This is a genomic window from Caballeronia concitans (genome assembly GCF_001544615.1).
In the GTDB taxonomy this organism is placed as follows: Bacteria; Pseudomonadota; Gammaproteobacteria; order Burkholderiales; family Burkholderiaceae; genus Caballeronia; species Caballeronia concitans.
The window spans coordinates 109,303-134,950 of sequence record NZ_FCNV02000005.1 but is presented as its reverse complement, the minus strand read 5'-3'; the positions used below and the strand labels follow the sequence as shown (position 1 = coordinate 134,950).

The 25,648-nt window shown below is 63.3% G+C and carries 23 protein-coding genes and 2 pseudogenes; 20 read left to right on the top strand and 5 right to left on the bottom strand.

Annotated elements, in window-relative coordinates:
- The 9 genes from mltG to AWB72_RS14820 all read left to right on the top strand — a co-directional run bounded on the left by mltG (nt 1) and on the right by AWB72_RS14820 (nt 8,264).
- The gene (gene mltG / locus AWB72_RS14860) at nt 1-1,011 is read left to right on the top strand and encodes an endolytic transglycosylase MltG (RefSeq protein ID WP_040048493.1); all 1,011 of its coding nucleotides are present in this window, start codon (nt 1-3) and stop codon (nt 1,009-1,011) included.
- Nucleotides 1,011-1,631 (top strand): dTMP kinase, encoded by a 621-nt coding sequence (gene tmk / locus AWB72_RS14855; RefSeq protein ID WP_040048492.1) that lies wholly within the window; start codon nt 1,011-1,013, stop codon nt 1,629-1,631. The genes mltG and tmk overlap by 1 nt, the downstream gene beginning before the upstream one ends.
- Before the next feature lie 20 nt (nt 1,632-1,651).
- Nucleotides 1,652-2,677: a DNA polymerase III subunit delta' gene (locus AWB72_RS14850; RefSeq protein WP_040048491.1), complete on the top strand. Its 1,026-nt coding sequence runs from the start codon at nt 1,652-1,654 to the stop codon at nt 2,675-2,677.
- 26 nt (nt 2,678-2,703) lie between these two features.
- Nucleotides 2,704-3,234, top strand: a complete 531-nt coding sequence (locus AWB72_RS14845; protein ID WP_040048490.1) for a GNAT family N-acetyltransferase — start codon at nt 2,704-2,706, stop codon at nt 3,232-3,234.
- A gap of 26 nt (nt 3,235-3,260) precedes the next feature.
- Nucleotides 3,261-4,055 (top strand): TatD family hydrolase, encoded by a 795-nt coding sequence (locus tag AWB72_RS14840; RefSeq protein ID WP_040048489.1) that lies wholly within the window; start codon nt 3,261-3,263, stop codon nt 4,053-4,055.
- 70 nt (nt 4,056-4,125) lie between these two features.
- Nucleotides 4,126-4,890, top strand: a complete 765-nt coding sequence (locus AWB72_RS14835; protein ID WP_040048488.1) for an ankyrin repeat domain-containing protein — start codon at nt 4,126-4,128, stop codon at nt 4,888-4,890.
- 106 nt (nt 4,891-4,996) lie between these two features.
- Nucleotides 4,997-5,353 (top strand): Rap1a/Tai family immunity protein, encoded by a 357-nt coding sequence (locus AWB72_RS14830; RefSeq protein WP_040048487.1) that lies wholly within the window; start codon nt 4,997-4,999, stop codon nt 5,351-5,353.
- Nucleotides 5,354-5,587: 234 nt separating this feature from the next.
- On the top strand, nt 5,588-6,973 hold the full coding sequence (gene otsA / locus AWB72_RS14825; RefSeq protein WP_040048596.1) for an alpha,alpha-trehalose-phosphate synthase (UDP-forming): 1,386 nt from the start codon (nt 5,588-5,590) through the stop codon (nt 6,971-6,973).
- Nucleotides 6,974-7,196: 223 nt separating this feature from the next.
- Nucleotides 7,197-8,264, top strand: a complete 1,068-nt coding sequence (locus AWB72_RS14820) for a glycosyltransferase family 4 protein (protein WP_040048486.1) — start codon at nt 7,197-7,199, stop codon at nt 8,262-8,264.
- 104 nt (nt 8,265-8,368) lie between these two features.
- On the opposite strand, the gene AWB72_RS14815 is transcribed toward AWB72_RS14820, so the two are convergent.
- From AWB72_RS14815 to AWB72_RS14805, 4 genes and pseudogenes are all read right to left on the bottom strand, one after another.
- Nucleotides 8,369-8,959, bottom strand: coding sequence for a BPSL1445 family SYLF domain-containing lipoprotein (locus AWB72_RS14815; protein WP_040048595.1), 591 nt, complete (start codon nt 8,957-8,959; stop codon nt 8,369-8,371).
- A gap of 320 nt (nt 8,960-9,279) precedes the next feature.
- On the bottom strand, nt 9,280-9,762 hold the full coding sequence (locus tag AWB72_RS14810; RefSeq protein ID WP_040048485.1) for a hypothetical protein: 483 nt from the start codon (nt 9,760-9,762) through the stop codon (nt 9,280-9,282).
- A gap of 212 nt (nt 9,763-9,974) precedes the next feature.
- Nucleotides 9,975-10,067: pseudogene (locus tag AWB72_RS29875) on the bottom strand (PsiF family protein); the annotation flags it as partial.
- Nucleotides 10,068-10,115: 48 nt separating this feature from the next.
- A pseudogene (locus AWB72_RS14805) lies at nt 10,116-10,415 on the bottom strand (PsiF family protein); the annotation flags it as partial.
- Nucleotides 10,416-10,643: 228 nt separating this feature from the next.
- Here AWB72_RS14805 and AWB72_RS14800 point away from each other — a divergent pair.
- From AWB72_RS14800 to AWB72_RS14755, 10 genes are all read left to right on the top strand, one after another.
- Entirely contained in the window at nt 10,644-10,925 is a 282-nt protein-coding gene (locus tag AWB72_RS14800) for a hypothetical protein (RefSeq protein ID WP_040048484.1), read from the top strand.
- Nucleotides 10,926-11,109: 184 nt separating this feature from the next.
- Nucleotides 11,110-12,072, top strand: a complete 963-nt coding sequence (locus AWB72_RS14795) for a sugar ABC transporter substrate-binding protein (protein ID WP_040048483.1) — start codon at nt 11,110-11,112, stop codon at nt 12,070-12,072.
- A gap of 173 nt (nt 12,073-12,245) precedes the next feature.
- A complete protein-coding gene (locus AWB72_RS14790) occupies nt 12,246-13,862 on the top strand; it encodes a sugar ABC transporter ATP-binding protein (protein ID WP_040048482.1) in 1,617 nt (538 codons plus the stop codon).
- Complete coding sequence (locus AWB72_RS14785) at nt 13,863-14,861, top strand: ABC transporter permease (RefSeq protein WP_040048481.1); 999 nt, start codon at nt 13,863-13,865, stop codon at nt 14,859-14,861.
- A 205-nt stretch (nt 14,862-15,066) separates the two neighbouring features.
- Entirely contained in the window at nt 15,067-16,113 is a 1,047-nt protein-coding gene (locus AWB72_RS14780) for a LacI family DNA-binding transcriptional regulator (protein WP_087128148.1), read from the top strand.
- 38 nt (nt 16,114-16,151) lie between these two features.
- Nucleotides 16,152-17,117 (top strand): ribokinase, encoded by a 966-nt coding sequence (gene rbsK / locus AWB72_RS14775; protein ID WP_052449650.1) that lies wholly within the window; start codon nt 16,152-16,154, stop codon nt 17,115-17,117.
- 218 nt (nt 17,118-17,335) lie between these two features.
- Nucleotides 17,336-18,097, top strand: coding sequence for a hydratase (locus AWB72_RS14770; RefSeq protein WP_040048480.1), 762 nt, complete (start codon nt 17,336-17,338; stop codon nt 18,095-18,097).
- 365 nt (nt 18,098-18,462) lie between these two features.
- Complete coding sequence (locus tag AWB72_RS14765) at nt 18,463-20,385, top strand: PrkA family serine protein kinase (RefSeq protein WP_040048479.1); 1,923 nt, start codon at nt 18,463-18,465, stop codon at nt 20,383-20,385.
- A 179-nt stretch (nt 20,386-20,564) separates the two neighbouring features.
- Nucleotides 20,565-21,830, top strand: coding sequence for a YeaH/YhbH family protein (locus AWB72_RS14760; protein WP_040048478.1), 1,266 nt, complete (start codon nt 20,565-20,567; stop codon nt 21,828-21,830).
- Nucleotides 21,827-23,479 carry a SpoVR family protein gene (locus AWB72_RS14755; RefSeq protein ID WP_040048477.1) on the top strand — a complete coding sequence of 551 codons (1,653 nt, stop codon included), beginning with the start codon at nt 21,827-21,829 and terminating at the stop codon, nt 23,477-23,479. The genes AWB72_RS14760 and AWB72_RS14755 overlap by 4 nt, the downstream gene beginning before the upstream one ends.
- Nucleotides 23,480-23,527: 48 nt before the next feature.
- Here the strand turns inward: AWB72_RS14755 and AWB72_RS14750 are convergent, their stop codons facing one another.
- On the bottom strand, nt 23,528-24,592 hold the full coding sequence (locus AWB72_RS14750; RefSeq protein WP_040048476.1) for an AI-2E family transporter: 1,065 nt from the start codon (nt 24,590-24,592) through the stop codon (nt 23,528-23,530).
- Between the two features lie 176 nt (nt 24,593-24,768).
- Between AWB72_RS14750 and rarD the strand changes: the two genes are divergently transcribed.
- Entirely contained in the window at nt 24,769-25,644 is an 876-nt protein-coding gene (rarD, locus tag AWB72_RS14745; protein ID WP_040048475.1) for an EamA family transporter RarD, read from the top strand.
- Nucleotides 25,645-25,648 lie beyond the last annotated feature (4 nt).

Sequence of the window (25,648 nt, the reverse complement as noted above, 5' to 3'; positions counted from 1 at the left end):
ATGACTTTTTTGAAGAAATGCATCGTGGCGGCGGTGTTCGTCGCGATGCTCGCAGCGGCCCTCGCAGGCGGCGTCTATTTCTGGGCCAACCGGCCGATGACGCTTACGCCCGCCGAACTCGACGTCACGATCAAGCCGCACAGCAGCCTGCGCAGCGTGAGCGCGCAACTGAACCGTGGCGGCGTGCCCGTGGAACCCGAGCTTTTCGTGCTGATGACGCGCGCGCTCGGCCTGTCCGCGCAGCTCAAATCCGGCAACTACGCGTTCAAGAGCGGCGTGACGCCTTACGAAGTGCTGCAGAAAATCGCCCGTGGCGATGTCAACGAGTACGTGGCGACCGTCATCGAAGGCTGGACGCTGCAGAAAATGCGCAGCGAGCTGGACGGCAATCCGGCGCTCGCGCACGACACCGCCGGCATGAGCGACATCGACATCCTGAAGGCGATCGGCGCGGCCGAAACCGACAAGACTTCCGCCGAAGGGCTGTTTTTCCCCGACACCTATCTCTTCGACAAGGGCACGAGCGATCTCGCCGTCTACAAGCGCGCATATCGCACGATGCAGCGCCGTCTCGAAGAAGCGTGGAGCACGCGCGCGCCGAATCTGCCGTACAAGACGCCGTATGACGCGCTGATCATGGCGTCGATCGTCGAGAAGGAGACGGGTCGCGCGGCGGACCGGCCGCTCGTCGCGGCGGTATTCGCGAACCGGCTGCGCATCGGCATGCCGCTGCAGACGGACCCGACCGTGATCTACGGGCTCGGCCCGGCCTACGGCGGTCATCTGAAGAAAAAAGACCTGCAGACGGACACTCCGTACAATACCTACACGCGCATGGGCCTGCCGCCGACGCCGATTGCGCTGCCGGGCGTGGCCGCGCTGACCGCCACGCTGAACCCCGCCGCGAGCAACGCGCTGTATTTCGTCTCGCGCGGCGACGGCAGCAGCTTCTTTTCCGACAATCTGGGCGACCACAACAAGGCCGTCGACAAGTACATCCGGGGTCAATGATGGCGCGGGGCAAGTTCATCACATTCGAAGGCATCGACGGCGCGGGCAAGACCACGCATCTCGACTGGTTTCGCCAGCAGCTCTACGACAAGATCGCCGCGAGCGGCCGTCATGTCGTGATGACGCGCGAACCCGGCGGCACCGCGCTCGGCGAAACGCTGCGCGGCATTTTGCTGAATCAGCCGATGGACCTCGAAACCGAGGCGCTTCTGATGTTCGCGTCGCGCCGCGAGCACCTCGCGCAAGTGATCGAACCGGCGCTGGCACGCGGCGACTGGGTGCTGTCCGACCGATTTTCCGATGCCACCTTCGCGTATCAGGGCGGCGGGCGCGGCCTGCCGCGAGACAAGCTCGAAGCGCTCGAGCGCTGGGTGCAGGGCGGTTTCCATCCGGATCTGACCGTGCTTTTCGACGTTCCGACTGAGACCGCGAGCGAACGCCGCTCGGCTGCGCGCGCACCGGACAAGTTCGAGAGCGAATCCGAGGCGTTTTTCGAGCGCACGCGCGCCGAATATCTGCGGCGCGCGGCGGAATCGCCGGAGCGCTTCGTGATCGTCGATTCGACACAGCCCATCGACACCATCCGCAAGCGGCTCGAAGACGTCGTCGCGGCGCTCTGATTCCTTATTCCGATTCAACGATGATCTACCCCTGGCAAACCGACGACTGGCAACGCCTTCAGCAACTGCGCGCGCACTGGCCGCATGCGCTCTTGCTGCACGGAGAAGCGGGCATCGGCAAGCTGCATTTCGCGCAGCATCTCGCGCAGGGCCTCTTGTGCGAGACGCCGGCCGCGAACGGCGAGCCGTGCGGAACGTGCCCCGCGTGCCTGTGGTTCTCGCAGGGCAATCACCCGGATTACCGCGCCGTGCTGCCCGAAGCGCTCGCGGGCCTCGCCGCCGACGACGCCTCCGCCGATAAAGCCGACGACGGCGACAGCAAGAAATCGCGCGCGCCGAGCAAGGAAATCAAGATCGAGCAGGTGCGTGCGCTGCTCGACTTCTGCGGCGTCGGCTCGCATCGCGGCGGCTTGCGCGTGGTGCTGCTTTATCCCGCCGAGGCGCTCAACGTCGCGGCGGCGAACGCGCTGCTCAAGACGCTCGAAGAACCGCCGTCGGGCGTCGTGTTCCTGCTGGTGTCGGCGCGCATCGACCGACTGCTGCCGACGATCATCAGCCGCTGCCGTCAATGGCCGATGAGCGTCCCCAACGCCGGCGACGCGCGCGCCTGGCTCGCCGCGCAGGGCATCGACGATGCCGCCGGTCTGCTCGCCGAAGCGGGCGGCGCACCGCTTGCCGCGCTTGCGCTGGCGAAGGACGAAAATCGCCCGCTTCGCGACTTCACGCTCGCGCAACTGGCCGCCGGCCCCAATTGCGATGCCTTCGCGTGCGGCGAAAATCTGCAGAAACTGCCGGTGCCGCTCGTGCTCGGCTGGCTGCAGCGCTGGCTGTACGACCTGCTCGCAGAGCGCACCGCCGGGCGGCCGCGTTATTTCCCCGGCGCGGGCAAGGCGCTCGCGCGCTGCGCGCAAACCGCCGATCCGGCCGCGCTCGCCCGTTACATCAAGACGGTCACGCGCCAGCGCGCGGTGGAGAACCATCCGCTGAACGCGCGGCTCGTGTTCGAGGAGCTGTTCCTCGCTTATCGCGGCATTTTCGCCGCCTGACCTTGCCTTCACCGACCCGCACGCCCATGAGCCTCACGTACCGCGACGCCACGCTCGACGACTTGCCCGCCATCGTCGCCATCTACAATTCGACGGTCGCCTCGCGCCAGGTGACGGCCGATCTGGATCCGGTCAGCATCGAAAGCCGTCTCGCGTGGTTTCACTCGCACGGTCCGCACGCGCGGCCGCTGTGGGTGGTCGAAGAAGGCGGCGAAGTGATCGCGTGGCTGAGTTTTTCAGATTTCTACGGCCGGCCCGCGTATGCGCGCACCGTCGAAGTCAGCATCTATCTGGACGAGCGTGCGCGCGGCAAGGGCCTCGGCAAGAAACTGCTGCAGGAGGCGCTCGACAAGGCGCCGTCGCTGAACGTGGATACCGTGCTCGGCTTCGTCTTCGGCCACAACGAGCCGAGCATGCGGCTCTTCGCGAGCTTCGGCTTCACGGCGTGGGGCACGCTGCCGCGCGTCGCGATGCTGGACGGCGTCGAGCGCGATCTCGTCATTCTCGGCTTGCGGCTCGACGGCGCGGCGAAGCCCGGCATGGCCGCCGCAGCCTGACACGCACTCGCAGGAAAGGAGCACCGATGTTCGTCGATTCCCACTGTCACATCAATTTCGAAGGCCTGGCCGACCGTCTGCCCGACGTGCTCGACAAGATGCGCGCGCATGACGTGACGCATGCGCTGTGCGTATCCGTCGATCTCGAAACGCTGCCCTCGGTGCTCGCCATCGCCGAACAATGCGAGAACGTGTACGCGTCGGTCGGCGTGCATCCCGATCACGAGGACGCGAGAGAGCCGAGCGTCGCGGAACTGGTCGAACTGGCCGCGCATCCCAAAGTGTGCGCCATCGGCGAAACCGGGCTCGATTACTATCGGCTGGACGGGCGCAGCATCGCGGAGATGGAATGGCAGCGCGAGCGATTCCGCACGCACATCCGCGCCGCGCACGCGACGGGCAAGCCGCTCATCATCCATACGCGGTCGTCGTCGGAAGATACGCTGCGCATCATGGAAGAGGAACGCGCGAGCGTGCCGGGCGGCGTCATGCATTGCTTCACCGAGCCGTGGGACGTGGCCGAAGCCGCGCTCGCGCAGAACTTTCATATCTCGCTGTCGGGCATCGTCACGTTCAAGAAGGCGACGGACGTGCAGGACGTCGCGCGGCGCGTGCCGCTCGACCGGCTCTTGATCGAAACCGACTCGCCTTATCTCGCGCCGGTGCCGTATCGCGGCAAGCCGAATGAACCTGCTTACGTGAGTTATGTCGGACGTTTCATCGCGCAGTTGCGCGAGCAGACGGACGAAGCGGTCGCACGAGCCACCACCGACAACTTCTTCCGGCTTTTCAAGATCGCGCGGCCTGCGGCTTCGGCCTGAGCTTCGTTTCAACGAGCGCACGAAAGCCGCCCGGCGAACCCCTGTTTCAAAGGCAATTCGAAGGTCCATCATGAACACATCCACCACCGTTTTCACTCAGTCCACGGCAAGCGAACACAACGGCGCACGCGCGTCCGGCAGCCGCAAACGCGCGGCCATGCGCGGGCTTTTCGCGGGCGCGCTCGTCGCGGCGTGCGCGTTCGCGCAGCCGGTGTGGGCGGCTTCCGTGGATTCGCTCATCAAGGCCGTGAAGTTCGACGACGTATCCTCCGTCAAGAAGCAGCTGGCGCAGGGCGCGGACCCGAATACCGTCGACAACACCGGCGCGCCGATCCTCGTGATCGCGGCTCGCGAAAAGTCGGATAAAGTCGGCCAGTTACTTGCCGATAACCCGAATATCGACCTTGAAAAAGTCGACCCCGCCGGCGAAAACGCGATGATGCTCGCCGCGCTCAACGGCGACGCCACGTTCGTGAATCTGCTGATCGCGAAAGAGGCGGAAGTGAACAAGAAGGGCTGGACGCCGCTGCATTACGCGGCGACCAACGGCCATGACGACATCGTCAAGATTCTGCTCGATCATTCGGCGTATATCGACGCCGGATCGCCGAACGGCACGACGCCGCTGATGATGGCTGCGCGCGGCGGGCATCTGTCGACCTGCAAGCTGCTGCTCGACGAAGGCGCGGACCTGCGCGTGAAGAATCAGCTCGGCATGACGGCGGTGGATTTCGCGCGCAAGTACAACGAGCGCGACGTCGCGGAAGGGCTTCAGGCGCGCCTCGACGCGATGCAAGGCGGCGCTCCGCAAAGCGGCGCAAATGGGTCAAAATAACGCGGATCGACACACCGCAACGTCACGCCGACATTAATCCGGGCGAAGGCGGTCAGGCCTGACCGCCTTCGTCCATCAAGCCGCCGCTTTACACAAAAGGAAGATCATGCTGCGGGAATTCGTCATCGCCTGTGTACTTGCAACGCCGGTTTGCGCGTTTGCATTCACCGGCAACGATCTCAACACGCTCTGTACCAAAACCGATCCCAACTCGCGCACGGCCTGCGCCGCTTATATCGAAGGCGCGGCGGACGGCGTCTACAACACGATCGAAGCGATCGGCGGCACCACCGGCCCGCAGGTCGGCCAGTACTTCTGCCTGCCGGCGGACGTGAAGCCGCAGCAATTGACCGATGCAGTGCGCAAGTACATCGCCGATAACCCGGACAAGGCGAGCTTCAACGCGACCACGATGGTATCGCTCGGGCTCGGCAAGGCGTTTCCGTGCAAGGCGGAGCGTTGAGGTTCAAATAGCGGGCGGCTTGGCGGCGTTCAGGATCGCCGCGCCGTTCTTTACTTTCTTCCACAGCGTGCCCGCTCTTGCGGGCGTCTCCCCGCGATTCCTCGCAATTCGTCGCGATTCCTCGCGCGCGTTGCTCATCGCATTGAAACCCGAACCGCATTTCCTAGTCGAAAATCGAGAACCGGGACTGCAACGGTATCCGGAATCAGACAATAAAACGCAAGAGGAATGCATATGAGCCGTCTCGTCGTCGTATCCAACCGGGTCGCCACGCCGACCGAAACCAAAGGCTCCGCTGGCGGGCTTGCCGTCGGCGTGTTCGGCGCGCTGAAGGACAGCGGCGGCGTCTGGTTCGGCTGGAGCGGGGACGTGGTGACCGAGAGCGTCGCGAATCAGGGGCCGTCGCTCGAGCAGGACGGCGCCGTCACCTTCGCTACCGTCGGCCTGCCGAAGAAGGACTACGACCAGTACTACCGCGGCTTTTCCAACGCGATGCTGTGGCCCGTCTTCCACTATCGCAACGATCTCGCCGTCTACGATCGCGAAGAGTATGCGGGCTACCGGCGCGTGAATTCGTGGCTCGCGCACAAGCTCATCAAGCTGCTCGAACCCGACGACGTCATCTGGGTCCACGACTATCACCTCATCCCGTTCGCGGAAGCATTGCGCAGCGCGGGCATCACGAACCGCATCGGCTTCTTTCTGCACATTCCGTTTCCGTCGCCGCAGATCCTGTTGAACATTCCGCCGCATGAGGAACTCGTGCGGTCGCTGTGTTGCTACGACGTCGTCGGTTTCCAGACCGAAGGCGATCAGATCGCGTTCCACGACTACATCAAGCGGCACGCGCACGGCACCGCGACCGACGACGGCCAGGTCGAAGCGTTCGGACGCAAGCTGAAGACGGGCGTGTATCGGATCGGCGTGTTTCCGGACGAGATCGCGGAACAGGCCGAGCGCGGCGAGGCGCGCCAGGACGTGATGGACCTGAAGCAAAGCCTCGAAGGCCGCAAGCTCATCATGAGCGTGGACCGGCTCGATTATTCGAAGGGACTCGTCGAGCGTTTTCGCGCATTCGAGCACTTTCTCGAGAAGTCGCCGGAATGGCGCGGCAATGTCACGCTCGTCCAGATCGCGCCGCCGACGCGCTCGGACGTCGAGACATATCAGCAGATCCGCCAGAACCTGGAATACGAAGCGGGGCGCATCAACGGGCGCTTCTCCGGCCTCGACTACACGCCGATCCGCTATCTGAACCAGCGATACGACCGCTGGAAGCTGATGTCGCTGTTCCGCGAATCGCAGATCGGGCTCGTGACGCCGTTGCGCGACGGCATGAACCTCGTCGCGAAGGAATACGTCGCCGCGCAGAATCCGGAAGATCCCGGCGTGCTCGTCCTCTCGCAATTCGCGGGCGCGGCGGGTGAGTTGTCGGGCGCGGTGATGGTGAATCCACACGATGTCGTCGGCATGAGCGACGCCCTGGCGCGCTCGCTCGCGATGCCCGTCGCCGAGCGGCGTCAGCGCTACGAAGCGAACATGGCCGCGCTGCGCAAGTACGATCTCGGCGTATGGCGCGACAACTTTCTCGCGGACCTTCGCAACGTGCGGCGCAAGTAACCGCCGCGCGAAACGACTGTTTCCTGCGTGTAACAGAGCCGTGAAAGTGCAAGGAAGCGGCGATTCGGCATCGATCGCCGCCGATAATGGCTCATCGCGTGAATTCCGCGCCGGGCGAGGCACTAGGGCAAAACCTCGTTAGCCCGCTTACAGCGTGCTGTCATACTCGACGCGCGCACACGTCGCCCACGTCGCACACGTTGAATACGCATGGAGACGAACGATGAGAATTGCCCAGATTGCCCCGCTCACGGAATCCGTGCCGCCGAAACTGTACGGCGGCACCGAGCGCGTCGTGTCGTATCTGACCGAGGCGCTCGTCGAGCTCGGACACGAAGTCACGCTCTTCGCAACCGGCGATTCGCAAACCACGGCCAGGCTCGAAGCCGTCTGGCCGCGCGCGCTGCGGCTCGATCCCGCGATCCGCGACCGCATCGCGCCGCACATGCTGCTGATGGAACTCGTGCGACGCCGCGCCGAAGAGTTCGACGTCCTGCATTTCCACATGGACTACTATTCGTTCTCGCTGTTCAACCGGCAGGACACGCCGTTCGTCACGACGCTGCACGGCCGGCTCGACTTGCCCGAGCAGCAGCCGGTGTTCGATACGTTCAACACGGCGCCGGTCGTATCCATTTCGGATTCGCAGCGGCATCCGTTGCCGCAGGCGAAGTGGGTATCGACGGTCTATCACGGCTTGCCGGAAAAGCTGTACATGCCGCAGCCCGTCGAGCACAAATATCTCGCGTTTCTGGGGCGCATTTCGCCGGAAAAGCGCGTCGATACGGCCATTCGCATTGCCGGGCGTTGCGGCCTGCCGATCAAGATCGCCGCCAAGGTCGATGCCGCCGATCATGAATATTTCGAGCGCGAGATCGCGCCGCTGCTCGAACTGCCGTATGTCGAATTCATCGGCGAGATCAACGACAGTCAGAAGGCCGATTTCCTGTCCGGCGCGCGGGCCTTGCTATTCCCGATCGACTGGCCGGAGCCCTTCGGCCTCGCGATGATCGAGGCGATGGCCTGCGGCACGCCCGTCATCGCGTTTAATCGCGGCGCGGTGCCGGAAGTGGTGGACGAGGGCGTGTCGGGCTTCATCGTCGAGGACGAGATTGGCGCGGTCGCGGCGGTGAATCGCCTGCACACGCTGTCGCGCGAAGGCGTGCGGCGGCGCTTCGAAGATCGCTTCACGTCGCATCGCATGGCGCGTCAATATCTCGAAGCGTATCGCGCCGTCGTGCGTGCGCAAAAGCGCTCGCGTTTCAAGCTGATCGACAGCGCCGCGACCTAAGCCGTCGCGCGGTCGCCTGAGCAATAAAAAACCGCCGTGTGGCGCGATCCTCGAGTCGCGTCGCACGGCGGCCTGTTTCCCGCTCGAAACAGATCGAACGCGTGTTACATCTTGAGGCGCGATACCTTCGTGCCCTGGAGCGACACGTCGGCCATCAGCCCTGCGTTGGTCAGCACGAACGCTTCGACCGGCGCGGTGGCGGTGGTCGTATCGACCGCGCCGTTCGCGCCCATCTTCACGAGTGCGACGGACGCATCCGCGCCGGCGGACCAGCCGTCGGAATTGCGGAATTTGTCGAGCGCGTCCTGTGTCATGAACAGGAAGATGATCGCCTTCGATTGCGCGCCGGCCTGCAGGCCGAACGAGCCGGACGTCGTGCTGTAGTAGCCGACCGTGCTGCCGCCCACGCGCAGCGAACCCTTGCCGTATTGGGCGCCGACAATGAAGCCTGCCTGAATCACAGACGGGAAGACGAGAATGCCGCGCGACTTCGCGACCAGTTCGCGGGAGCCAGGAACGGTGGCGTAGAGCCGCTGGATGGTGCCGTCGACGTCGGCGTCGATGGACCGGCGGTCGTCGGCGGTGCCGGCGGCTTTTTCAGCGCCCGTGTTCGAGTTGGTCGTGCAACCGGCAAGCGCGAGGCCTCCCAGCGCCAACACAGCCGTCGACTTGAGCATGAAGTTTCGTCTTTGCATCATTGTTCTCCATCGTGGAATTGGGAAACCCCATAGAGCGGGAGGGTGAGGCACGCCAAGTTATAGCACAGCGACAACGAAACGCGAGACTCGGCCATTCGGCAAAACAACACGCAAGCCAGGACATCGAAGCATCCATTCATTGCATGCCGACAGCGCTGAAACGTCAAGTTTTCCGAACGCTGTTTGAAAGCTCGAGAGCCGCCTGGCCATTTCAACCCGCGTGTCGCGTGACGCCGTGCAGTAATTGCGCCGCACCCGTGGCGCATGTTGCGGTACTGCCGCGAAACGCAGTAGCAACGACCGTACCCGGGGTTCGCTCACGGGTGGCTCGTCGTTTTTACTTCCGTCGGATGAGTGCGTTCGCTCTTGTGCGCGGCTGGCTGCGGCCGTCTTAGCGCACGCCTGATGCCGCCAATCGTCATGCCGACGACGAGCAGAAAAGCCGCCGGCGCGATCCAGTAGCCGACGAACGCATGCCAGAGATAATCTGCGAGCGTCGCCTTGCGATGCGCGTATTCGTCGAGCGCTTCCTGATGTTTCGCGGCGTTGGCGAGAAGGATTTCCGTGGGACACCCGGCCGCGCGCGCCTCGTCGGGGACGCCGTGACAGCGTTCGGCCGCGCCGCCCGCGCGCTGCGCGTCGGTCAGCTCCCAGGTGGAGAGCGACTTCTGGAGATCGACCGTGTTGTAGGCCATTTCCTCGCGCGCCTCGTTCACGGCGACGATCATCACGGGCACGGCCCAGAACGTGATCGTGACGAGCCACCGGCGGAACCAGCGGTTCTTGTGTCTCCATGCCATCCGATGCCTCCTTGCGAAGCATGACGCCCCGCTACATGAGCGGCGGCCGATGGCGTGTTTCTTGTATTGTCGGAAGGCCGCCTTCGCGCCATCTTAGGAGAAAAAGGCAGCGGCGCGAATCAATTGCTTGGGTGCAGTGCAATATCGGCGGGAAAGGGGCGATGCAGAACGCGCCGCGCGGGCACGCGGCGCGCTTTTACAACGATGCGACGTCAGCCCTTGTTGCTCAAGCAGCTCTTCATGAACGCCTTGCGGTCGTCGCCGGTCTTGCCGGTCGCTTGCGTATTGCACGCCGTCATGCGCTCCTGCTGCGTCATCGGTGCGGAAGCGGCGGCAGCCGGAGCGGCGGACGTCGAGAGGCAGCTCTTCATGAACGCCTTGCGGTCGTCGCCCTTCTTGCCGGATGCCTGCGCGTTGCACGCGGTCATGCGCTGCTGCTGGGTCATCGGCGTGGAAGCCGCTGCCGGCGCCGACGCAGCCGACGATGCCGACAAGCAGCTCTTCATGAAGGCCTTGCGGTCGTCGCCTTTTTTATCGGCTGCCTGCTTGTTGCATTCGGTCATCTTCGACTGCTGGGTGTTGGCCGCGAAAGCCGCATTCGCGCCGAAGGTGAAACTCAGCACGGCGACGAGGACAGTAGCTCGCATGTTCATGGGACGCTCCCTGAGTAAGTGACGTTTTGTGTGGAGAGCGAGTATCGATGACTCGCCCGCGCATTATGGCAAACCGGGTCAGCACGAAGTGTGCGATAAGGTCACATTGCTCGCCGACGCAACGCCGTGCTTGCATCGTGCTTTCGCGGGAATAAGCGAGCAGGGGTTTTTAAGCTCGACACATCGATTCCGGGCGCATCGTGCGCCGTCTTTTCAACGAGGAACCTCATGTCCACACCGCTTGCCGATCACTACAAGGGCTTCGAAATCCGCGTGCAGGCCATGCGCCGCGCGAAAGAGCGCGACGAACCCGACGACGGCCCGCGCCACTTCGATATCTTCGTCACCATTTCGCGCAGCGCGGCGGGCGAGAGCGGCCGCGAGGCGATGTTCGGCGTGCCCGATCAGGAGCCGTTCGAAAGCCCGATCGATGCGACGCGCGCGGGCATCGAATATGGAAGAAAGATCATCGACAACGAGATCGAAGGCGAATCGGTCGAGAATCTTTGAGCGCGTTCTGCAGCATTCACTACACGTTAGTCCCATTTGACCGCGCGCGTGGCAGCTACGAGAATCGACGGCGGGCAAACGTTGCACCCCGCAGCCACGAGGACGACGACGACGCGTCATGACCGCGCCCGCCCGCGCCCTCCGCCCGTTTTACAACACAAACGAAAGCACTGGAGGAGATCTCATGGAATCAACCGTTCGCCGCCGCGTCCTCTCGGCTGCCGTCGCGCTGGCGGTGTGCGCCGCGTTCCCGTTCGCCTCGTCGCCCGCGTTCGCGCAAGCCGGCGGCAAGCCGAAGGTCGCGCTCGTCATGAAGTCGCTCGCCAACGAGTTCTTCCTGACCATGGAAACCGGCGCGAAAGACTATCAGCAGAAAAACTCCTCGAAGTTCGACCTCATCACCAACGGCATCAAGGACGAAACCGATACCGCCGCGCAGATCCGCATCGTCGAGCAGATGATCGTCTCGAAGGTCGATGCGCTCGTCATCGCGCCGGCGGATTCCAAGGCGCTCGTGCCGGTCATCAAGAAGGCGGCGGACGCGGGCATCATCGTTGTCAATATCGACAACCGGCTCGACCAGGACGTGCTCAAGTCGAAGGACCTCAACGTGCCGTTCGTCGGCCCGGATAACCGCAAGGGCGCGCGCCTGGTCGGCGACTATCTCGCCAAGCGGCTCAAGAAGGGCGATGAAGTCGGCATCATCGAAGGCGTCTCGACGACGACCAACGCGCAGCAGCGCACCGCCGGCTTCAAGGACGCGATGGACGCGGCGGGCATGAAGGTCGTCGCGCTGCAATCCGGCGACTGGGAAATCGACAAGGGCAACGCGGTGGCGTCGCAGATTCTGAACGCGAATCCGAACGTGAAGGCGCTCTTGTGCGGCAACGACAACATGGCGATCGGCGCGGTGTCGGCGGTGCGCGCGGCAGGCAAGGCGGGCAAGGTACAGGTGGTCGGCTACGACAACATCAACGCGATCAAGCCGATGTTGAAGGACGGCCGCGTGCTCGCCACCGCCGACCAGTACGCGGCGAAGCAGGCGGTGTTCGGCATCGACGTGGCGCTGAAGGCGATCGCCGGGCATCAGAAGCAGTCGCAGTTGTCGACGGTGGTCGAAACGCCGGTCGATCTCGTCACGAAGTAAAGCAGGCGCGGCGAAGGACCGGCCGCGACCGCGAGCGTGGGGCGCCGAACCGTCCGTCCTCAAGTTCGCGGTCATCGTGCCGTTAAGACACGAACGAGCGCGGACGACAGCCGCCGCCCGGAACGTATTCAACGCGAGGAGGCTCACCCAGCCTTGACCGACCGAACGCCAACATGAACGATGCGGACCACGCCAGCGTGCTGACAGTCGCGGGCATCGGCAAGACCTACGTCGAGCCGGTGCTGGCCGACGTTTCGCTCGGGCTCACGCCCGGCGAGGTCCTCGCGTTGACGGGCGAAAACGGCGCGGGCAAGAGCACGCTCTCGAAGATCATCGGCGGACTCACGGACCCGAGCACGGGCACGATGACGCTCGCCGGCCGCCCGTACGCACCCGCGAGCCGCACGGACGCGGAAGCGCTCGGGGTGCGGATGGTCATGCAGGAGCTGAACCTGCTGCCGACGCTCTCCGTCGCGGAAAACCTGTTTCTGAACCGGCTGCCGCAGAAAGGCCGCCTGAAATTCGGCTGGATCGACCGCAAGCGTCTTGCCGACGACGCGCGTCACGCGATGGCGCAAGTCGGGCTCGATGCGATCGATCCGGACACGCTCGTCGGCGATCTCGGCATCGGTCATCAGCAGATGGTGGAAATCGCGCGCAATCTGATCGGCGATTGCCGCGTGCTGATTCTCGACGAGCCCACCGCGATGCTCACCGCCCGCGAAGTCGATCTGCTGTTCGAGCAGATCGCGCGGCTGAAAGCGCGCGGCGTGGCGCTCGTGTACATCTCGCACCGGCTCGATGAATTGCGGCGCATCGCGGAGCGCGTGGCCGTGCTGCGCGACGGACGCCTCGTGCATATCGGCCCGATGGACACGCTCTCGAGCGAGCAACTCGTCACGCTGATGGTGGGCCGCGAGCTGGGCGAGCGCATCGATCTGGGAGAAAAGCGGCTGGGCGGCGTCGCGCTGAAAGTGGAAGGCCTGACGCGCGGTCAGGCGGTGCGCGACGTTTCCTTCGACGTGCGCGCAGGCGAAATTTTCGGCGTGAGCGGGCTGATCGGCGCGGGCCGCACCGAACTGATGCGCCTGATTTACGGCGCGGATCGCGCGGATGCTGGCACGGTGTCGATTGCACGCGACGGGCAAACGTTGCAGCCGGTCAGCGTGAGTTCGCCGTCGGATGCGGTGAAGCACGGCATCGCGCTGATCACGGAGGACCGCAAGGGCGAAGGCCTGCTGCTCGGCCTGCCGATCGCGGCGAACGTTTCACTCGGCAACGTCGGCGCGGTGGCGCGGCACGGCGTGATCGACACGCGCCGCGAGGCATCGGTCGCGCAGGGACAAATCGACGCGATGCGCGTGCGGACGTCCGGCCCGGCGCAGGCGGTGTCGGAACTGTCGGGCGGCAATCAGCAGAAAGTGGTGATCGGCCGCTGGCTCGCGCGCGAAGGGCGCCAAGCGTGCCGCGTGCTGCTTTTCGACGAACCGACGCGCGGCATCGATGTCGGCGCGAAATTCGACATCTACGGACTCATGGGCGCGCTCGCCCGCGAAGGCCGCGCGCTCGTGGTCGTGTCGAGCGATCTGCGCGAGCTGATGCTGATCTGCGACCGCATCGGCGTCATGTCGGCGGGGCGCATGACCGGCATTTTCGAGCGCGAAAGCTGGACGCAGGACGCGCTGCTCGCCGCCGCGTTCGCGGGCTATGCGAAGCGCGATGAAATTCTGCACGAGCCGCTCGCGCCGGACGCGAAGCCGCCCGAACAAGACGATCTCGTGGAGCATTGAATGACGGGTCAGACCGAAGCGAATCTCCCAGCCGACGCACCCAAGACCGCCAAGGGCGCAGGCACGCGCCTGGGCTTTTCGAATTATCTCGGTCTCGCGGGCGCGCTCGCCGCGATGATCGCGCTGTTTTCGGTGCTCAGCTCGCACTTTCTGACGTACGACACGTTCAGCACGATCGCGAACCAGATTCCGGATCTCGTCGTGATGTCGGTGGGCATGACGTTCGTGCTGATCATCACGGGCATCGACCTGTCGGTGGGATCGGTGCTGGCGCTGGGCGCATCGGTGGTGAGCGTCGCGGCGCTCAAGTGGCACTGGCCCGCGCTGCCGGCTGCGCTGATCGGTCTCGCCGCCGCCGCGCTGACGGGCACCGTGACGGGGCTCGTGACGGTCGCGTGGCGCATTCCGTCGTTCATCGTGTCGCTTGGCGTGCTGGAAGCGGCGCGCGGGCTTGCGTATCAGATGATGAACTCGCGCACCGCTTATATCGGCGATGCCTTCGATTTCCTCTCGAATCCGATCGCGTTCGGCATTTCGCCGGCGTTTCTGATCGCGGTCGCGGTGATGATCGTTGCACATTGGGTCTTGACCCGGACGATTTTTGGCCGATATCTCGTAGGCATCGGCACGAACGAGGAAGCGGTGCGGCTCGCGGGCGTCGATCCGCGTCCGTACAAGGTGATCGTGTTCGCGTTGATGGGCGCGCTGTCGGGGCTTGCCGCGCTGTTTCAGATTTCACGCCTCGAAGCCGCCGATCCCAACGCGGGCGCGGGGCTGGAGCTGCAGGTGATCGCGGCCGTGGTGATCGGCGGGACGAGCCTGATGGGCGGGCGCGGCTCGGTCATCAGCACCTTTTTTGGCGTTCTCATCATCTCCGTGCTGGCGGCGGGACTCGCGCAGATCGGCGCGAACGAGCCGACCAAGCGAATCATCACGGGCGCGGTTATCGTGGTCGCGGTGGTGCTGGACACGTATCGCAGCAGGCGCAAGCGCGCATGAAGGCAGGGCCGGCAGCATCGGCATGAAAGGCAGGACGTCGTTCGGCTCGGGAAAGCGGGCGGCGAAGCAGGCAAAAAGAGAGATCGGGCGATCCGTTTTGCGGCAAGGAAGCAACGGGGAGCGGCAAGGGCGCGCGGGAGGGCCGTGCGCGCGGAACGCATCCGATCGACAAGAGCAGTTGGACCAGAAAAGCGAAGGACGATGTATGGCGACGATCAAAGACGTGGCGGCGATTGCCGGGGTGTCTTTTACGACGGTGTCTCACGTAGTGAACAATTCGAGGCCGGTGTCCGCGGACGTGCGGGCGAAGGTCGAGCGGGCGATCCGCGAGCTGGACTACGTGCCGTCCGCGGTGGCGCGCTCGCTGAAGGCGCGCTCGACGGCGACCATCGGCCTGCTCGTGCCGAACGCGACGAATCCGTACTTCGCGGAGCTGGCGCGCGGTGTCGAGGACGGCTGCGCGAAGAACGGCTACTGCGTGTTCTTCTGCAATTCCGACGACGATCCCGCCAAGCAGCGCAATTATCTGCGCGTGCTTCAGGAAAAGCGCATCGACGGGCTGGTGATCGCATCGGCGGGCGAAGATGCCGTGCTCGCGCAGTGTCTCGCGAGCGCGCGCGAGCCGCTCGTGATCGTCGATCGCAACATCGAGGGCATTTCGGCGGATCTCGTGCAGATCGACCACGAAAAGGGCGCGTATCTCGCCACGCGGCATCTGCTGCAACTCGGGCATTCGGACATCGGCTGCATCACCGGGCCGGCGGGAACGGCGGTGAGCGCGATGCGCCTGCACGGCTTCATCCGCGCGATGGCGGAGCGCGGCGTCGAGATTGGCCGCGACGCGATCGTCCAGAGCGACTTCTCGGCGACCGGCGGCTACGCGGCGGCCTCGCAATTGTTCGACTCGATGAAGCCCACGGCGATCTTTGCGTGCAATGACATGATGGGCATCGGCGCGCTGCGGGCGGCGGCGGAACGCAAGATCCGCGTGCCGGACGATTGCTCGATCATCGGTTTCGACGATGTCGAACTTTCGCGCTACACGTATCCCGCGCTGTCGACGGTCGGCCATTCGGTGCGCTCGCTCGGCGAGATGGCGGCGCAAACGCTGATCGAGCGCATCATCGGCAAGCTCGCGGGCACGACGCGCCGCCGTGTGGTGCCGCCGCGCCTCGTGCGCCGCGAATCGACCGCAGTGGTGCGGGAGGCGCACGCCACGTGCTGCCGTCCGGTCGCGGAAAACGCGGAATAATTTTTCTTATCGACGGAAACCCGACGGAAACCAGCGCGATGAGCGACAACGCCAAGTCCACCGACGCCAGCAACGCCACGCAGGCGGCCCCGCGCGGCCGCGTGACCGTGGTCGGCAGTCTCAACATGGATCTCGTCGCGCGCGCGCCGCGTCTGCCGATGCCCGGCGAAACGCTCGCGGGACACACGTTCGCGCAGGTGCCGGGCGGCAAGGGCGGCAACCAGGCGGTCGCGGCGGCACGCCTCGGCGCACAGGTCGCGATGATCGGCTGCGTCGGCCAGGATGCGAACGGCGCGACGCTGCGCGCGAGCCTCGAAGCGGAGGGCATCGACTGCGCGGCGCTCGCCACGAGCGAACATGCGCCGACGGGCGTGGCGCTCATCATCGTCGACGATGCGAGCCAGAACGCGATCGTCATCGTCGCGGGCAGCAACGCCGAAGTCACGCCCGCGAGCATCGACGCACAGGAAGCGATGCTCGCGCGCGCGGATGTCATTGTGTGCCAGCTCGAAACGCCGCCCGAAACGGTGCGCGCCGCGCTCGCCGCCGGACGCAGGCTCGGCCGCACGACGATTCTCAATCCCGCACCGGCGGCGAACGCGTTGCCCGGCGACTGGTTCGCGCTCATCGATTACCTGATCCCGAACGAACTGGAAGCGGCCACGCTCACGGGCATGGCAATCGCCACACCCGACGATGCCCGCCGCGCCGCGCATGCGCTGAAGGCGAGAGGCGCCCGCAATGTCGTCATCACGCTCGGCGGGCAGGGCGTGTTCGCGCTGCTCGACGGCGACGTCGACGGCAAGCATCTTCCGTCGCCGAAAGTCGATGCCGTCGATACCACCGCCGCCGGCGACACCTTTATAGGCGGGTTCGCGGCAGAGCTCGCGCGCGGCAGCGCCGTCGCCGATGCGATCGCCTTCGGTCAGCGCGCAGCCGCCATCGCGGTGACGCGCGAAGGCGCGCAGCCGTCCATTCCGCATCGCGCCGAAGTGACGGCGTAAGCGCGCACATTCCAGCAAGGCGCGACGCTTGGCTGATGCCGTTCGTTGCACCTCATGCAATCGTGCGCGTCTCACGCGACCGTTTCCCGCGATGTCATCGTTCCTTCACACGCCGTGCGACGTGTGGCTACATGACGCTCGCAAGGGCAAACGCAACTTTGATCCGCTAGCCCGTACACTGATGCACTGTGCGTCATCGTTCATACGAGGTTAGCGACATGACCGGATCGACACTCGCCGCGAAGCTCGCCGCAGCCCGGCGTCAGCATCAACTGATCGACGCCCTCGAAGAGCGCGATCTTCCTCCCGACGCGCACACCGCCTACGCCATCCAGCACGAAGTCCTGCGCGACATGAAAGCGCGCATCGGCGCATGGAAGATCGGCGCGCGCGCACCGGATGCGCTCGCCACGGGCGCGCCCATCGATGCCGAAAGCGTGTACGTGTCGCCCGCGCGCCTGCCATGCAACGGCTTCTTTCGCGTGCTGGTGGAACTGGAGATCGCGTTTCGCTTCGCGTACGCACTGCCCCCGAAATCCGATGCTTACACGCGCGCCGAAGTGCTCGCCGCGATCGGCGGCATTGCAGTGGCGCTCGAAGTGGTCGACAGCCGTTTCGCGCAGTGGCCCAATCTCGATCCGCTCGCGCAGCTTGCGGATGCGCAGAACAACGGCGCGCTGATCACGAGCGGGATGGAACCCTACGACGTGGTCGCGCCGGGCTTCGATTTTCTTGCGCCGCGACTGGAACTCACGCTCGATGGCGTGGGGATTGCTCCGGCTACCTTGGGCAATCCCGCGGGCGATCCTCGCGAATTGCTGCCCTGGCTCGTCAACCATTGTTCTCGTATGGGATTGACCGTCGAGCCTTTCTGGACCATCACCACCGGTTCCTATACGGGCGCGTATCGCGTGGAAGGACCGTCGATGGTGCATGGCGCGATCGATCGCATCGGCGAACTCGAACTCGTGCTGACTTGAGCGATGTCATTCGCGCGTATCGGGAACACTATCGGGAACACTTATTGAGCGCTGCTCGAGTGGCTTTTAGAAGCGATCGCGAGCGATGCATTCGCGCAACGTTGCGGCTTTGGCGGAACGACGCTGCAAAGACGCATGGAAAGCGCGATACAACGAACACGACGTTACCGACATTGGGACTGAGGATTGTAGGTGAACGAAAATAACTCACCAAGCTAGTGATAGTTCCAAGCGGCTTCCTGGCAAATCACCTTAGCTAGTGCGTGAAAAAAAATTCGAAAGGGTTTAGGATGAATTCAAGCGATGTCGTTTCGATAACGCGCGTTGAGACGACCAAGGCTTTCTGACTTCGGCGAGGAGGTAGCATGGATATCTACAGCAGTTTCGCGACCCGCTTCGAAAAAACGCGCGAGGAAGAGTTCTCGCTGGAAGAGTATCTCGCGCTCTGCAAGGAAGATCCTGCCACATACGCAACTGCGGGCGAACGCATGCTGACGGCCATCGGTGAACCCGAAATGGTCGATACGCGTCTCGATCCGCGCCTGTCGCGTGTGTTTGCAAACAAGGTCATCAAGGTGTATCCCGCGTTCCGTGAGTTTTACGGAATGGAAGAGGTGATCGAGAACGTGGTGTCGTATTTCAGGCACGCGGCGCAGGGTCTCGAAGAGAAGAAGCAGATCCTGTATCTGCTGGGCCCGGTGGGCGGCGGCAAGTCGTCGATCGCCGAACGTCTCAAGCAACTCATGGAACGCGTGCCGTTCTACTCGCTGAAGGGATCGCCCGTCAACGAATCGCCGCTCGGCCTTTTCGATTACGACGAAGACGGCCCCGTGCTCGAAGAGCAATACGGCATTCCGCGGCGCTACCTCAAAAGCATTCTCTCGCCGTGGGCGGTCAAGCGCCTGCATGAATACAACGGCGACATCCGCAAGTTCCGCGTCGTGCGCCGCTATCCGTCGATACTTCGCCAGATCGGCATCGCGAAGACGGAGCCGGGCGACGAGAACAATCAGGACATCTCCTCGCTCGTCGGCAAGGTGGATATCCGCAAGCTCGAAACTTACTCGCAGGACGACGCCGACGCGTACAGCTATTCCGGCGGTCTGTGCCTCGCGAATCAGGGCCTGCTCGAATTCGTCGAAATGTTCAAGGCGCCGATCAAGGTGCTGCACCCGCTTTTGACCGCCACGCAGGAAGGCAACTTCAAGGGCACCGAAGGCTTCGGCGCGATTCCGTTCGACGGCATCATCCTCGCGCACTCGAACGAATCGGAATGGAAGGCCTTCCGCAACAACAAGAACAACGAGGCGCTGCTTGATCGTATCTTCGTCGTGAAGGTGCCGTACTGCCTGCGTTATGGCGAAGAAGTGAAGATCTACGAGAAGCTCCTGCGCAATTCCTCGCTGGCGGATGCGGTCTGCGCGCCTGGCACACTCAAGATGATGGCGCAGATGGCCGTCCTCACGCGCCTGCACGAACCGGAGAATTCGAGTCTCTTCTCGAAGATGCAGGTGTATGACGGCGAAAACCTGAAGGACACGGATCCGAAGGCGAAGTCGTATCAGGAGTATCGCGATTTCGCGGGTGTCGATGAAGGCATGACGGGCGTCTCCACGCGCTTCGCGTTCAAGATCCTGTCGCGCGTCTTCAACTTCGATTCGACCGAAGTCGCGGCCAATCCCGTGCATCTCATGTACGTGCTCGAACAGCAGATCGAGCGCGAGCAGTTCCCGCCGGAAACGGAGCAGAAGTATCTCTCGTTCATTAAGGACGTGCTCGCTTCGCGTTATGCCGAATTCATCGGGAAGGAGATTCAGACCGCGTATCTGGAGTCGTATTCCGAGTATGGACAAAACATCTTCGATCGCTACGTGACGTACGCGGACTTCTGGATTCAGGACCAGGAATTCCGCGATCACGACACCGGCGAGAGCTTCGACCGCGCCGCGCTGAATGCGGAGCTGGAGAAGATCGAGAAGCCCGCGGGCATCAGCAACCCGAAGGACTTCCGTAACGAGATCGTGAACTTCGTGTTGCGTGCGCGCGCCGCGAACGGGGGCAAGAATCCCGCGTGGATCAGCTATGAAAAGCTGCGTGTCGTGATCGAGAAGAAGATGTTCTCCAATACCGAAGAACTGCTGCCGGTCATCTCGTTCAATGCGAAGGGATCGGCGGAAGAGCAGAGGAAGCACGAGGACTTCGTCAATCGCATGGTCGCGAAGGGCTATACGCCGAAGCAGGTGCGTCTGTTGTGCGACTGGTATCTGCGCGTGCGCAAGTCGTCGTAAGTTCGCGAGTGTAAGTCGTAAGCAGAAAGGTTGTCTCAGGCCCGCGCCGCCCGGTTCAAGCACCGGACCCGGCGACAAGGCGGGCATGTTGCGAGTGAGAGACGCTGGCGAAGCCGCGCGCGGTGCGCCAAGGACTCATGCAGCGCCTCGCACCTCGCCAATTACGCGGGAGACTGGATGTGCTGCACCAAATCATCGACCGCAGGCTAGCCGGCAAGAACAAGAGCATCGCGAACCGCGAGCGCTTCCTGCGACGCGTCAAGAACTACATCCGCCGCGCCGTTTCCGACGCGGTGCGCGATCGCAGCATCAAAGACATTCAAAGCACGCAGAGCATCACGATTCCGAAGAAGGACATCGCGGAGCCGTCGTTCAGGCACGGGCCGGGCGGCAAGCGCGAGTACGTCCATCCGGGCAACGCGGACTACATTCGCGGCGACAAGATTCCGCGTCCGCCGGGCGGCTCGGGCGGCGGCGGAAAGAGTGCGAGCAACGAGGGCGAAGGCCAGGACGATTTCGTCTTCGAACTCTCGCGCGAAGAATTCATGCAGTACTTCTTCGACGATCTCGAACTGCCGCGCCTCGTGAAGACGCAACTGCTCGCCGTGCCCACATGGAAGAACGTGCGCGCGGGCTGGGCGGCCGAAGGCACGCCGAACAACATCGACGTGGTGAGATCGCTGCGTAGCGCGCTCGGGCGCCGTATCGCGCTGGGCTGGCCGCTTGCGTCGCAATTGCGCGAGATGGAACGCCAGCTCGAACAACTGAAGGAAGAAGACGGCGACGCCGAAGAGATCGCGCGGCTCGAAGCGGAAATCGTCGTCATGCAGGGACGGATCACGCGCATTCCGTTCATCGATCCTTTCGACCTGCGCTATATCAACCGCGTGAAGCAGCCGACGCCATCGAGCAAAGCCGTGATGTTCTGCCTGATGGACGTCTCCGGTTCCATGGACGAGCAGCGCAAGGACTTGTCCAAGCGCTTCTTCATCCTGCTCTATCTCTTCCTGCAGCGGAACTACGAGAAGATCGAAGTGGTGTTCATTCGCCACCACACGCGCGCCGAGGAAGTGGACGAGGACACCTTCTTCCACTCGACGGAAAGCGGCGGCACGGTGGTGTCGAGCGCGCTCGAGCTGATGAAGAAGATCATGGACGAACGCTACTCGCCGACTGAATGGAACATTTACGGCGCACAGGCTTCGGACGGCGACAACTGGACCGATGATTCCCCGAAATGCCGCAAGCTGCTCGCGGAAGACATTCTCCCGAAGGTACGGTATTTTGCCTATATTCAAGTCGCGCCAGAGGAGCAGAATCTCTGGTTGGAGTATGCTCAACTGGCGGCCGGCGCACCTGAACTGGCAATGAAGAAAGTCGACTCGGCATCGGACATTTATCCGGTGTTCCGCGAACTCTTCGAAAAACAACAGGCGGCCGCATGACGAGCAGGGATTCGAATAACGAAACGCGTGGTTATCACCTGGACGGCACGGACGATCGTGCTCCTTCGAAACTTGGACCGGAAGCGGGGCAGCGCAATGCGTCCGCGAGGACGCACAAGGAAGGCAGGATGAACGTTGCAGACAAGCGGCCTCTGCCGTGCCCGTCGGACTGGAGCGTCGAGCTGATCGAGGAATACGACGCCGAAATCTCGCGCGTCGCGAATCGTTATGGGCTCGATGTCTATCCCATTCAACTCGAGATCATCAGCGCCGAACAGATGATGGACGCGTACGCGTCCGTCGGCATGCCGGTGAACTATCGGCACTGGTCGTTCGGCAAGCACTTTCTCTCGACCGAGAAGAGTTATCGGCGCGGGCAGATGGGACTCGCGTATGAGATCGTCATCAATTCGAATCCGTGCATTGCGTATCTGATGGAAGAGAACACGATGACGATGCAGGCGCTCGTCATCGCGCATGCCGCGTACGGGCATAACTCCTTCTTCAAGGGCAACTATCTCTTCCGTCTTTGGACGGACGCGCATGCGATCATCGATTACCTCGTCTATGCGAAGAATTACATCGCGGAATGCGAGGAGCGCTATGGGCTGGATCGTGTGGAGGAATTGCTCGATTCGTGCCACGCGCTGATGAACTATGGCGTGGATCGTTACAAGCGTCCGCAGAAGCTGTCGCTCGCGAAGGAAGCGGCGATGCGGCGCGAGCGCGAGGCGTATCTGCAATCGCAGGTCAACGAGTTGTGGCGCACGCTGCCGAACAAGAAGGCGCCGTCCGCGGAAGAAGCCGAAAGCCGCTATCCGCCGGAGCCGCAGGAAAACCTGCTGTATTTCGCGGAAAAGAACGCGCCGTTGCTGGAGCCTTGGGAGCGCGAAGTCATTCGCATCGTGCGCAAGGTCGGGCAGTATTTTTATCCACAGCGTCAGACGCAAGTGATGAACGAAGGCTGGGCCACGTTCTGGCACTACACGCTTCTGAACACGCTCTACAACGAAGGCCGGCTCGAAGACGGCTTCATGATGGAGTTCCTGCATTCGCATAGCAACGTGGTGTATCAGCCGCCGGTGACGAAGCCGTATTACAGCGGCATCAATCCGTATGCGCTCGGCTTTTCGATGATGAGCGATATCCGCCGCATCTGCGAGAACCCGACGGATGAAGACCGCGAGTGGTTCCCCGAACTCGCGGGCAGCGACTGGCTCGAATCGCTGCATTACGCAATGCGCAACTTCAAGGACGAGAGCTTCATCGCGCAGTATCTGTCGCCGCATCTGATTCGTGAGATGCGCCTGTTCTCCATTCTCGACGACGACATGCGCGATGCGCTGGAAGTCTCGGCCATTCACGATGAAAGCGGCTATCGCTATGTGCGGCAGGCGTTGTCGCGGCAGTACGACATCCATCATCGCGAGCCGAATATCCAGGTGTATTCGGTGAATACGCGCGGCGATCGCAGTCTCACGCTGCGTCACTTCATGACCGATAACCGTCATCTGTCGAACGACAGCGACGAAGTGCTCAAGCACATGGCGCGCTTGTGGCAGTTCGATGTCTATCTGGAAAGCGTCGATGAGAACGGCACGGTGAGGAAGCGCTTCGAGTGCCGGTATAACGCGCCGAATCAACGCTGATTGGCGCTTGCTTGCAGAGAAAAACGGCTCCGTGAAGGAGCCGTTTTTCTACATGCTCTTGCCTTCCTCGTCCTGCGTGAAGATATCCCAGCTCGCCATGAAGAGCGCCGCGACCAGCGGGCCGATCACGAAGCCGTTGATGCCGAAGAGCGCCATGCCGCCTAACGTGGAAATGAGCACGACCCAGTCGGGCATCTTCGTGTCCTTGCCGACGAGAATCGGCCGCAGCACGTTGTCCACGAGTCCGATCACGACGACGCAGAACAGCACCAGCACGACGCCGCGCCATATCTCGCCCGTCATGAAGAAATAGACGGCGGCGGGCACCCACACGATCGCCGCGCCAACGGCGGGCAGCAGCGAAAGAAACGCCATCAGCACGCCCCACAGCAGCGATCCGTTGATGCCGAGTATCCAGAAGATCAGCCCGCCGAGAAAGCCCTGCACGGCCGCGACCGCGATGTTGCCCTTGACCGTGGCGCGCACGACCGTCGTGAACTTCGCAATCAGATGCTGCTTCGGCGCGGGATCGAGTGGAATCGCGCGCCGGATGCGGCGGCCGATCTCGCCGCCGTCGCGCAAGAGGAAAAACACGAGGTAAAGCATCACGCCGAAGCTGACGACGAACTGGAACGTGTTCTGGCCGATCGACAGCGCCTGCGCCGCCGCGAACTGGCTGATCTGCGACGCGCCTTCCATCAGCTTGCGCTGGATGCCGGGGATGTCGTCGAGGCCGTATCGACCGAGCATCTGCTGCGCGGACACGGGCAACGCATGGAACATGTGCTGGAAGTAGAGGCCGAAATTCAGATCGCCGCTCTTGATGCGCGTGTAGACCAGCGCGACTTCCTGCACGAGCGTGACCGCGACGACCGACACCGGAATGATCACGATGAGAATCGCGGCGGCGAGCGTCGTCAGCGCGGCGAGGTTGCGCCGCTTGCCGAAACGGACGGTGAGCCAGCGCTGCATCGGGTGAAAGAGCAGGGCGAGAATCGCGCCCCAGAAGATCGCACCGAAAAACGGCAGCAAAACCCATCCGAGCGCGACCGTCACGACGAACAGCAGGATGTGGAAGAACTGGGTGTGTACGGACGGCTGATTTTGGTTCATTAGCGAATGCGGGTTGAGCTATCGAAGCGCTTTCATGCTGTGCCTTGGAGCACGAATCTCGCCTGACGTTCGCGCGAACGGCGGAAAACGCAGCGGCGTCGACTAAAATTCTGCTTCCATTTCTTGCAGCCGGCTTCCGGATTGCTTCGAAGCCTTACTGCGCAAAAGTATCGAACATGAATCCAGGCGTCGTCTACGCATTCCTGGCCTTTGCCATCTGGGGCCTTTTTCCGATCTATTTCAAAACGCTCCATTCGATCGGCGCGGTCGAAATGCTTTCGCACCGCATGGCGTGGTCGATGCTCTTCCTGCTCGTCGTGCTGACGGTGCGGCGTCAATGGCAATGGCTCGGGCCGGTGCTGCGCGACAAGCGGCTGCTCGCGCGCTTCGCGGCGAGCGCGGTGCTGCTGTCGGCGAACTGGGGCATCTATATCTGGGCCGTGAACGATGGACGCATCGTCGAGGCGAGTCTCGGCTACTTCATCAATCCGCTCGTCAACGTGCTGTTCGGCATGGCGTTCCTGCACGAACGCCTGCGGCCGGTGCAGTGGATCGCGGTGATCGTCGCGGCGCTGGGCGTCGTGTGGCTCACGTGGGCCAACGGCGCGCCGCCGTGGATCAGCTTTGCGCTCGCGCTCACGTTCGGCGGCTACGGCCTCTTGCGCAAGACCGCGACGCTCGGCGCGCTCGAAGGCCTCACGCTCGAAACCATGCTGTTGTGCCCGGTCGCGCTGCTCTATCTCTTCTTGCTGAATACGCATGGCGGAAGCGGATTCGCGCATGCGTCGATTGGCGTGAAGCTGCTGCTCGCCGCGGCGGGGCCCGTCACCGCCGTGCCGCTGCTCTTGTTCGCGGCCGGCGCGCGCCGCATTCCGCTTTCGATGCTCGGGCTCATCCAGTACATCACGCCGACGCTGCAACTGTTGATCGGCGTGGTGCTGTATCGCGAGGCGTTCGGTCACGACCAGTTGATCGGCTACGGCGCGATCTGGGCCGCGCTCGCGCTGTATTCGCTCGAAGGCATCTACCGGGCGCGCTACGCGCGAGCCTGAACGC

Bases quoted from the DNA above. Each gene is read 5' to 3' on its own strand.
- AWB72_RS14845 (WP_040048490.1), top strand. From the start codon at position 2,704: ATGAGCCTCACGTACCGCGACGCCACGCTCGACGACTTGCCCGCCATC.
- otsA (WP_040048596.1), top strand. From the start codon at position 5,588: ATGAGCCGTCTCGTCGTCGTATCCAACCGGGTCGCCACGCCGACCGAA.
- AWB72_RS14780 (WP_087128148.1), top strand. From the start codon at position 15,067: ATGGCGACGATCAAAGACGTGGCGGCGATTGCCGGGGTGTCTTTTACG.
- AWB72_RS14765 (WP_040048479.1), top strand. From the start codon at position 18,463: ATGGATATCTACAGCAGTTTCGCGACCCGCTTCGAAAAAACGCGCGAG.
- AWB72_RS14840 (WP_040048489.1), top strand. From the start codon at position 3,261: ATGTTCGTCGATTCCCACTGTCACATCAATTTCGAAGGCCTGGCCGAC.
- rarD (WP_040048475.1), top strand. From the start codon at position 24,769: ATGAATCCAGGCGTCGTCTACGCATTCCTGGCCTTTGCCATCTGGGGC.
- rbsK (WP_052449650.1), top strand. From the start codon at position 16,152: ATGAGCGACAACGCCAAGTCCACCGACGCCAGCAACGCCACGCAGGCG.
- AWB72_RS14815 (WP_040048595.1), bottom strand. From the start codon at position 8,959: ATGCAAAGACGAAACTTCATGCTCAAGTCGACGGCTGTGTTGGCGCTG.
- AWB72_RS14850 (WP_040048491.1), top strand. From the start codon at position 1,652: ATGATCTACCCCTGGCAAACCGACGACTGGCAACGCCTTCAGCAACTG.
- tmk (WP_040048492.1), top strand. From the start codon at position 1,011: ATGGCGCGGGGCAAGTTCATCACATTCGAAGGCATCGACGGCGCGGGC.
- AWB72_RS14820 (WP_040048486.1), top strand. From the start codon at position 7,197: ATGAGAATTGCCCAGATTGCCCCGCTCACGGAATCCGTGCCGCCGAAA.
- AWB72_RS14755 (WP_040048477.1), top strand. From the start codon at position 21,827: ATGACGAGCAGGGATTCGAATAACGAAACGCGTGGTTATCACCTGGAC.
- AWB72_RS14830 (WP_040048487.1), top strand. From the start codon at position 4,997: ATGCTGCGGGAATTCGTCATCGCCTGTGTACTTGCAACGCCGGTTTGC.
- AWB72_RS14750 (WP_040048476.1), bottom strand. From the start codon at position 24,592: ATGAACCAAAATCAGCCGTCCGTACACACCCAGTTCTTCCACATCCTG.
- AWB72_RS14800 (WP_040048484.1), top strand. From the start codon at position 10,644: ATGTCCACACCGCTTGCCGATCACTACAAGGGCTTCGAAATCCGCGTG.
- AWB72_RS14835 (WP_040048488.1), top strand. From the start codon at position 4,126: ATGAACACATCCACCACCGTTTTCACTCAGTCCACGGCAAGCGAACAC.
- AWB72_RS14785 (WP_040048481.1), top strand. From the start codon at position 13,863: ATGACGGGTCAGACCGAAGCGAATCTCCCAGCCGACGCACCCAAGACC.
- AWB72_RS14770 (WP_040048480.1), top strand. From the start codon at position 17,336: ATGACCGGATCGACACTCGCCGCGAAGCTCGCCGCAGCCCGGCGTCAG.
- mltG (WP_040048493.1), top strand. From the start codon at position 1: ATGACTTTTTTGAAGAAATGCATCGTGGCGGCGGTGTTCGTCGCGATG.
- AWB72_RS14810 (WP_040048485.1), bottom strand. From the start codon at position 9,762: ATGGCATGGAGACACAAGAACCGCTGGTTCCGCCGGTGGCTCGTCACG.
- AWB72_RS14790 (WP_040048482.1), top strand. From the start codon at position 12,246: ATGAACGATGCGGACCACGCCAGCGTGCTGACAGTCGCGGGCATCGGC.
- AWB72_RS14795 (WP_040048483.1), top strand. From the start codon at position 11,110: ATGGAATCAACCGTTCGCCGCCGCGTCCTCTCGGCTGCCGTCGCGCTG.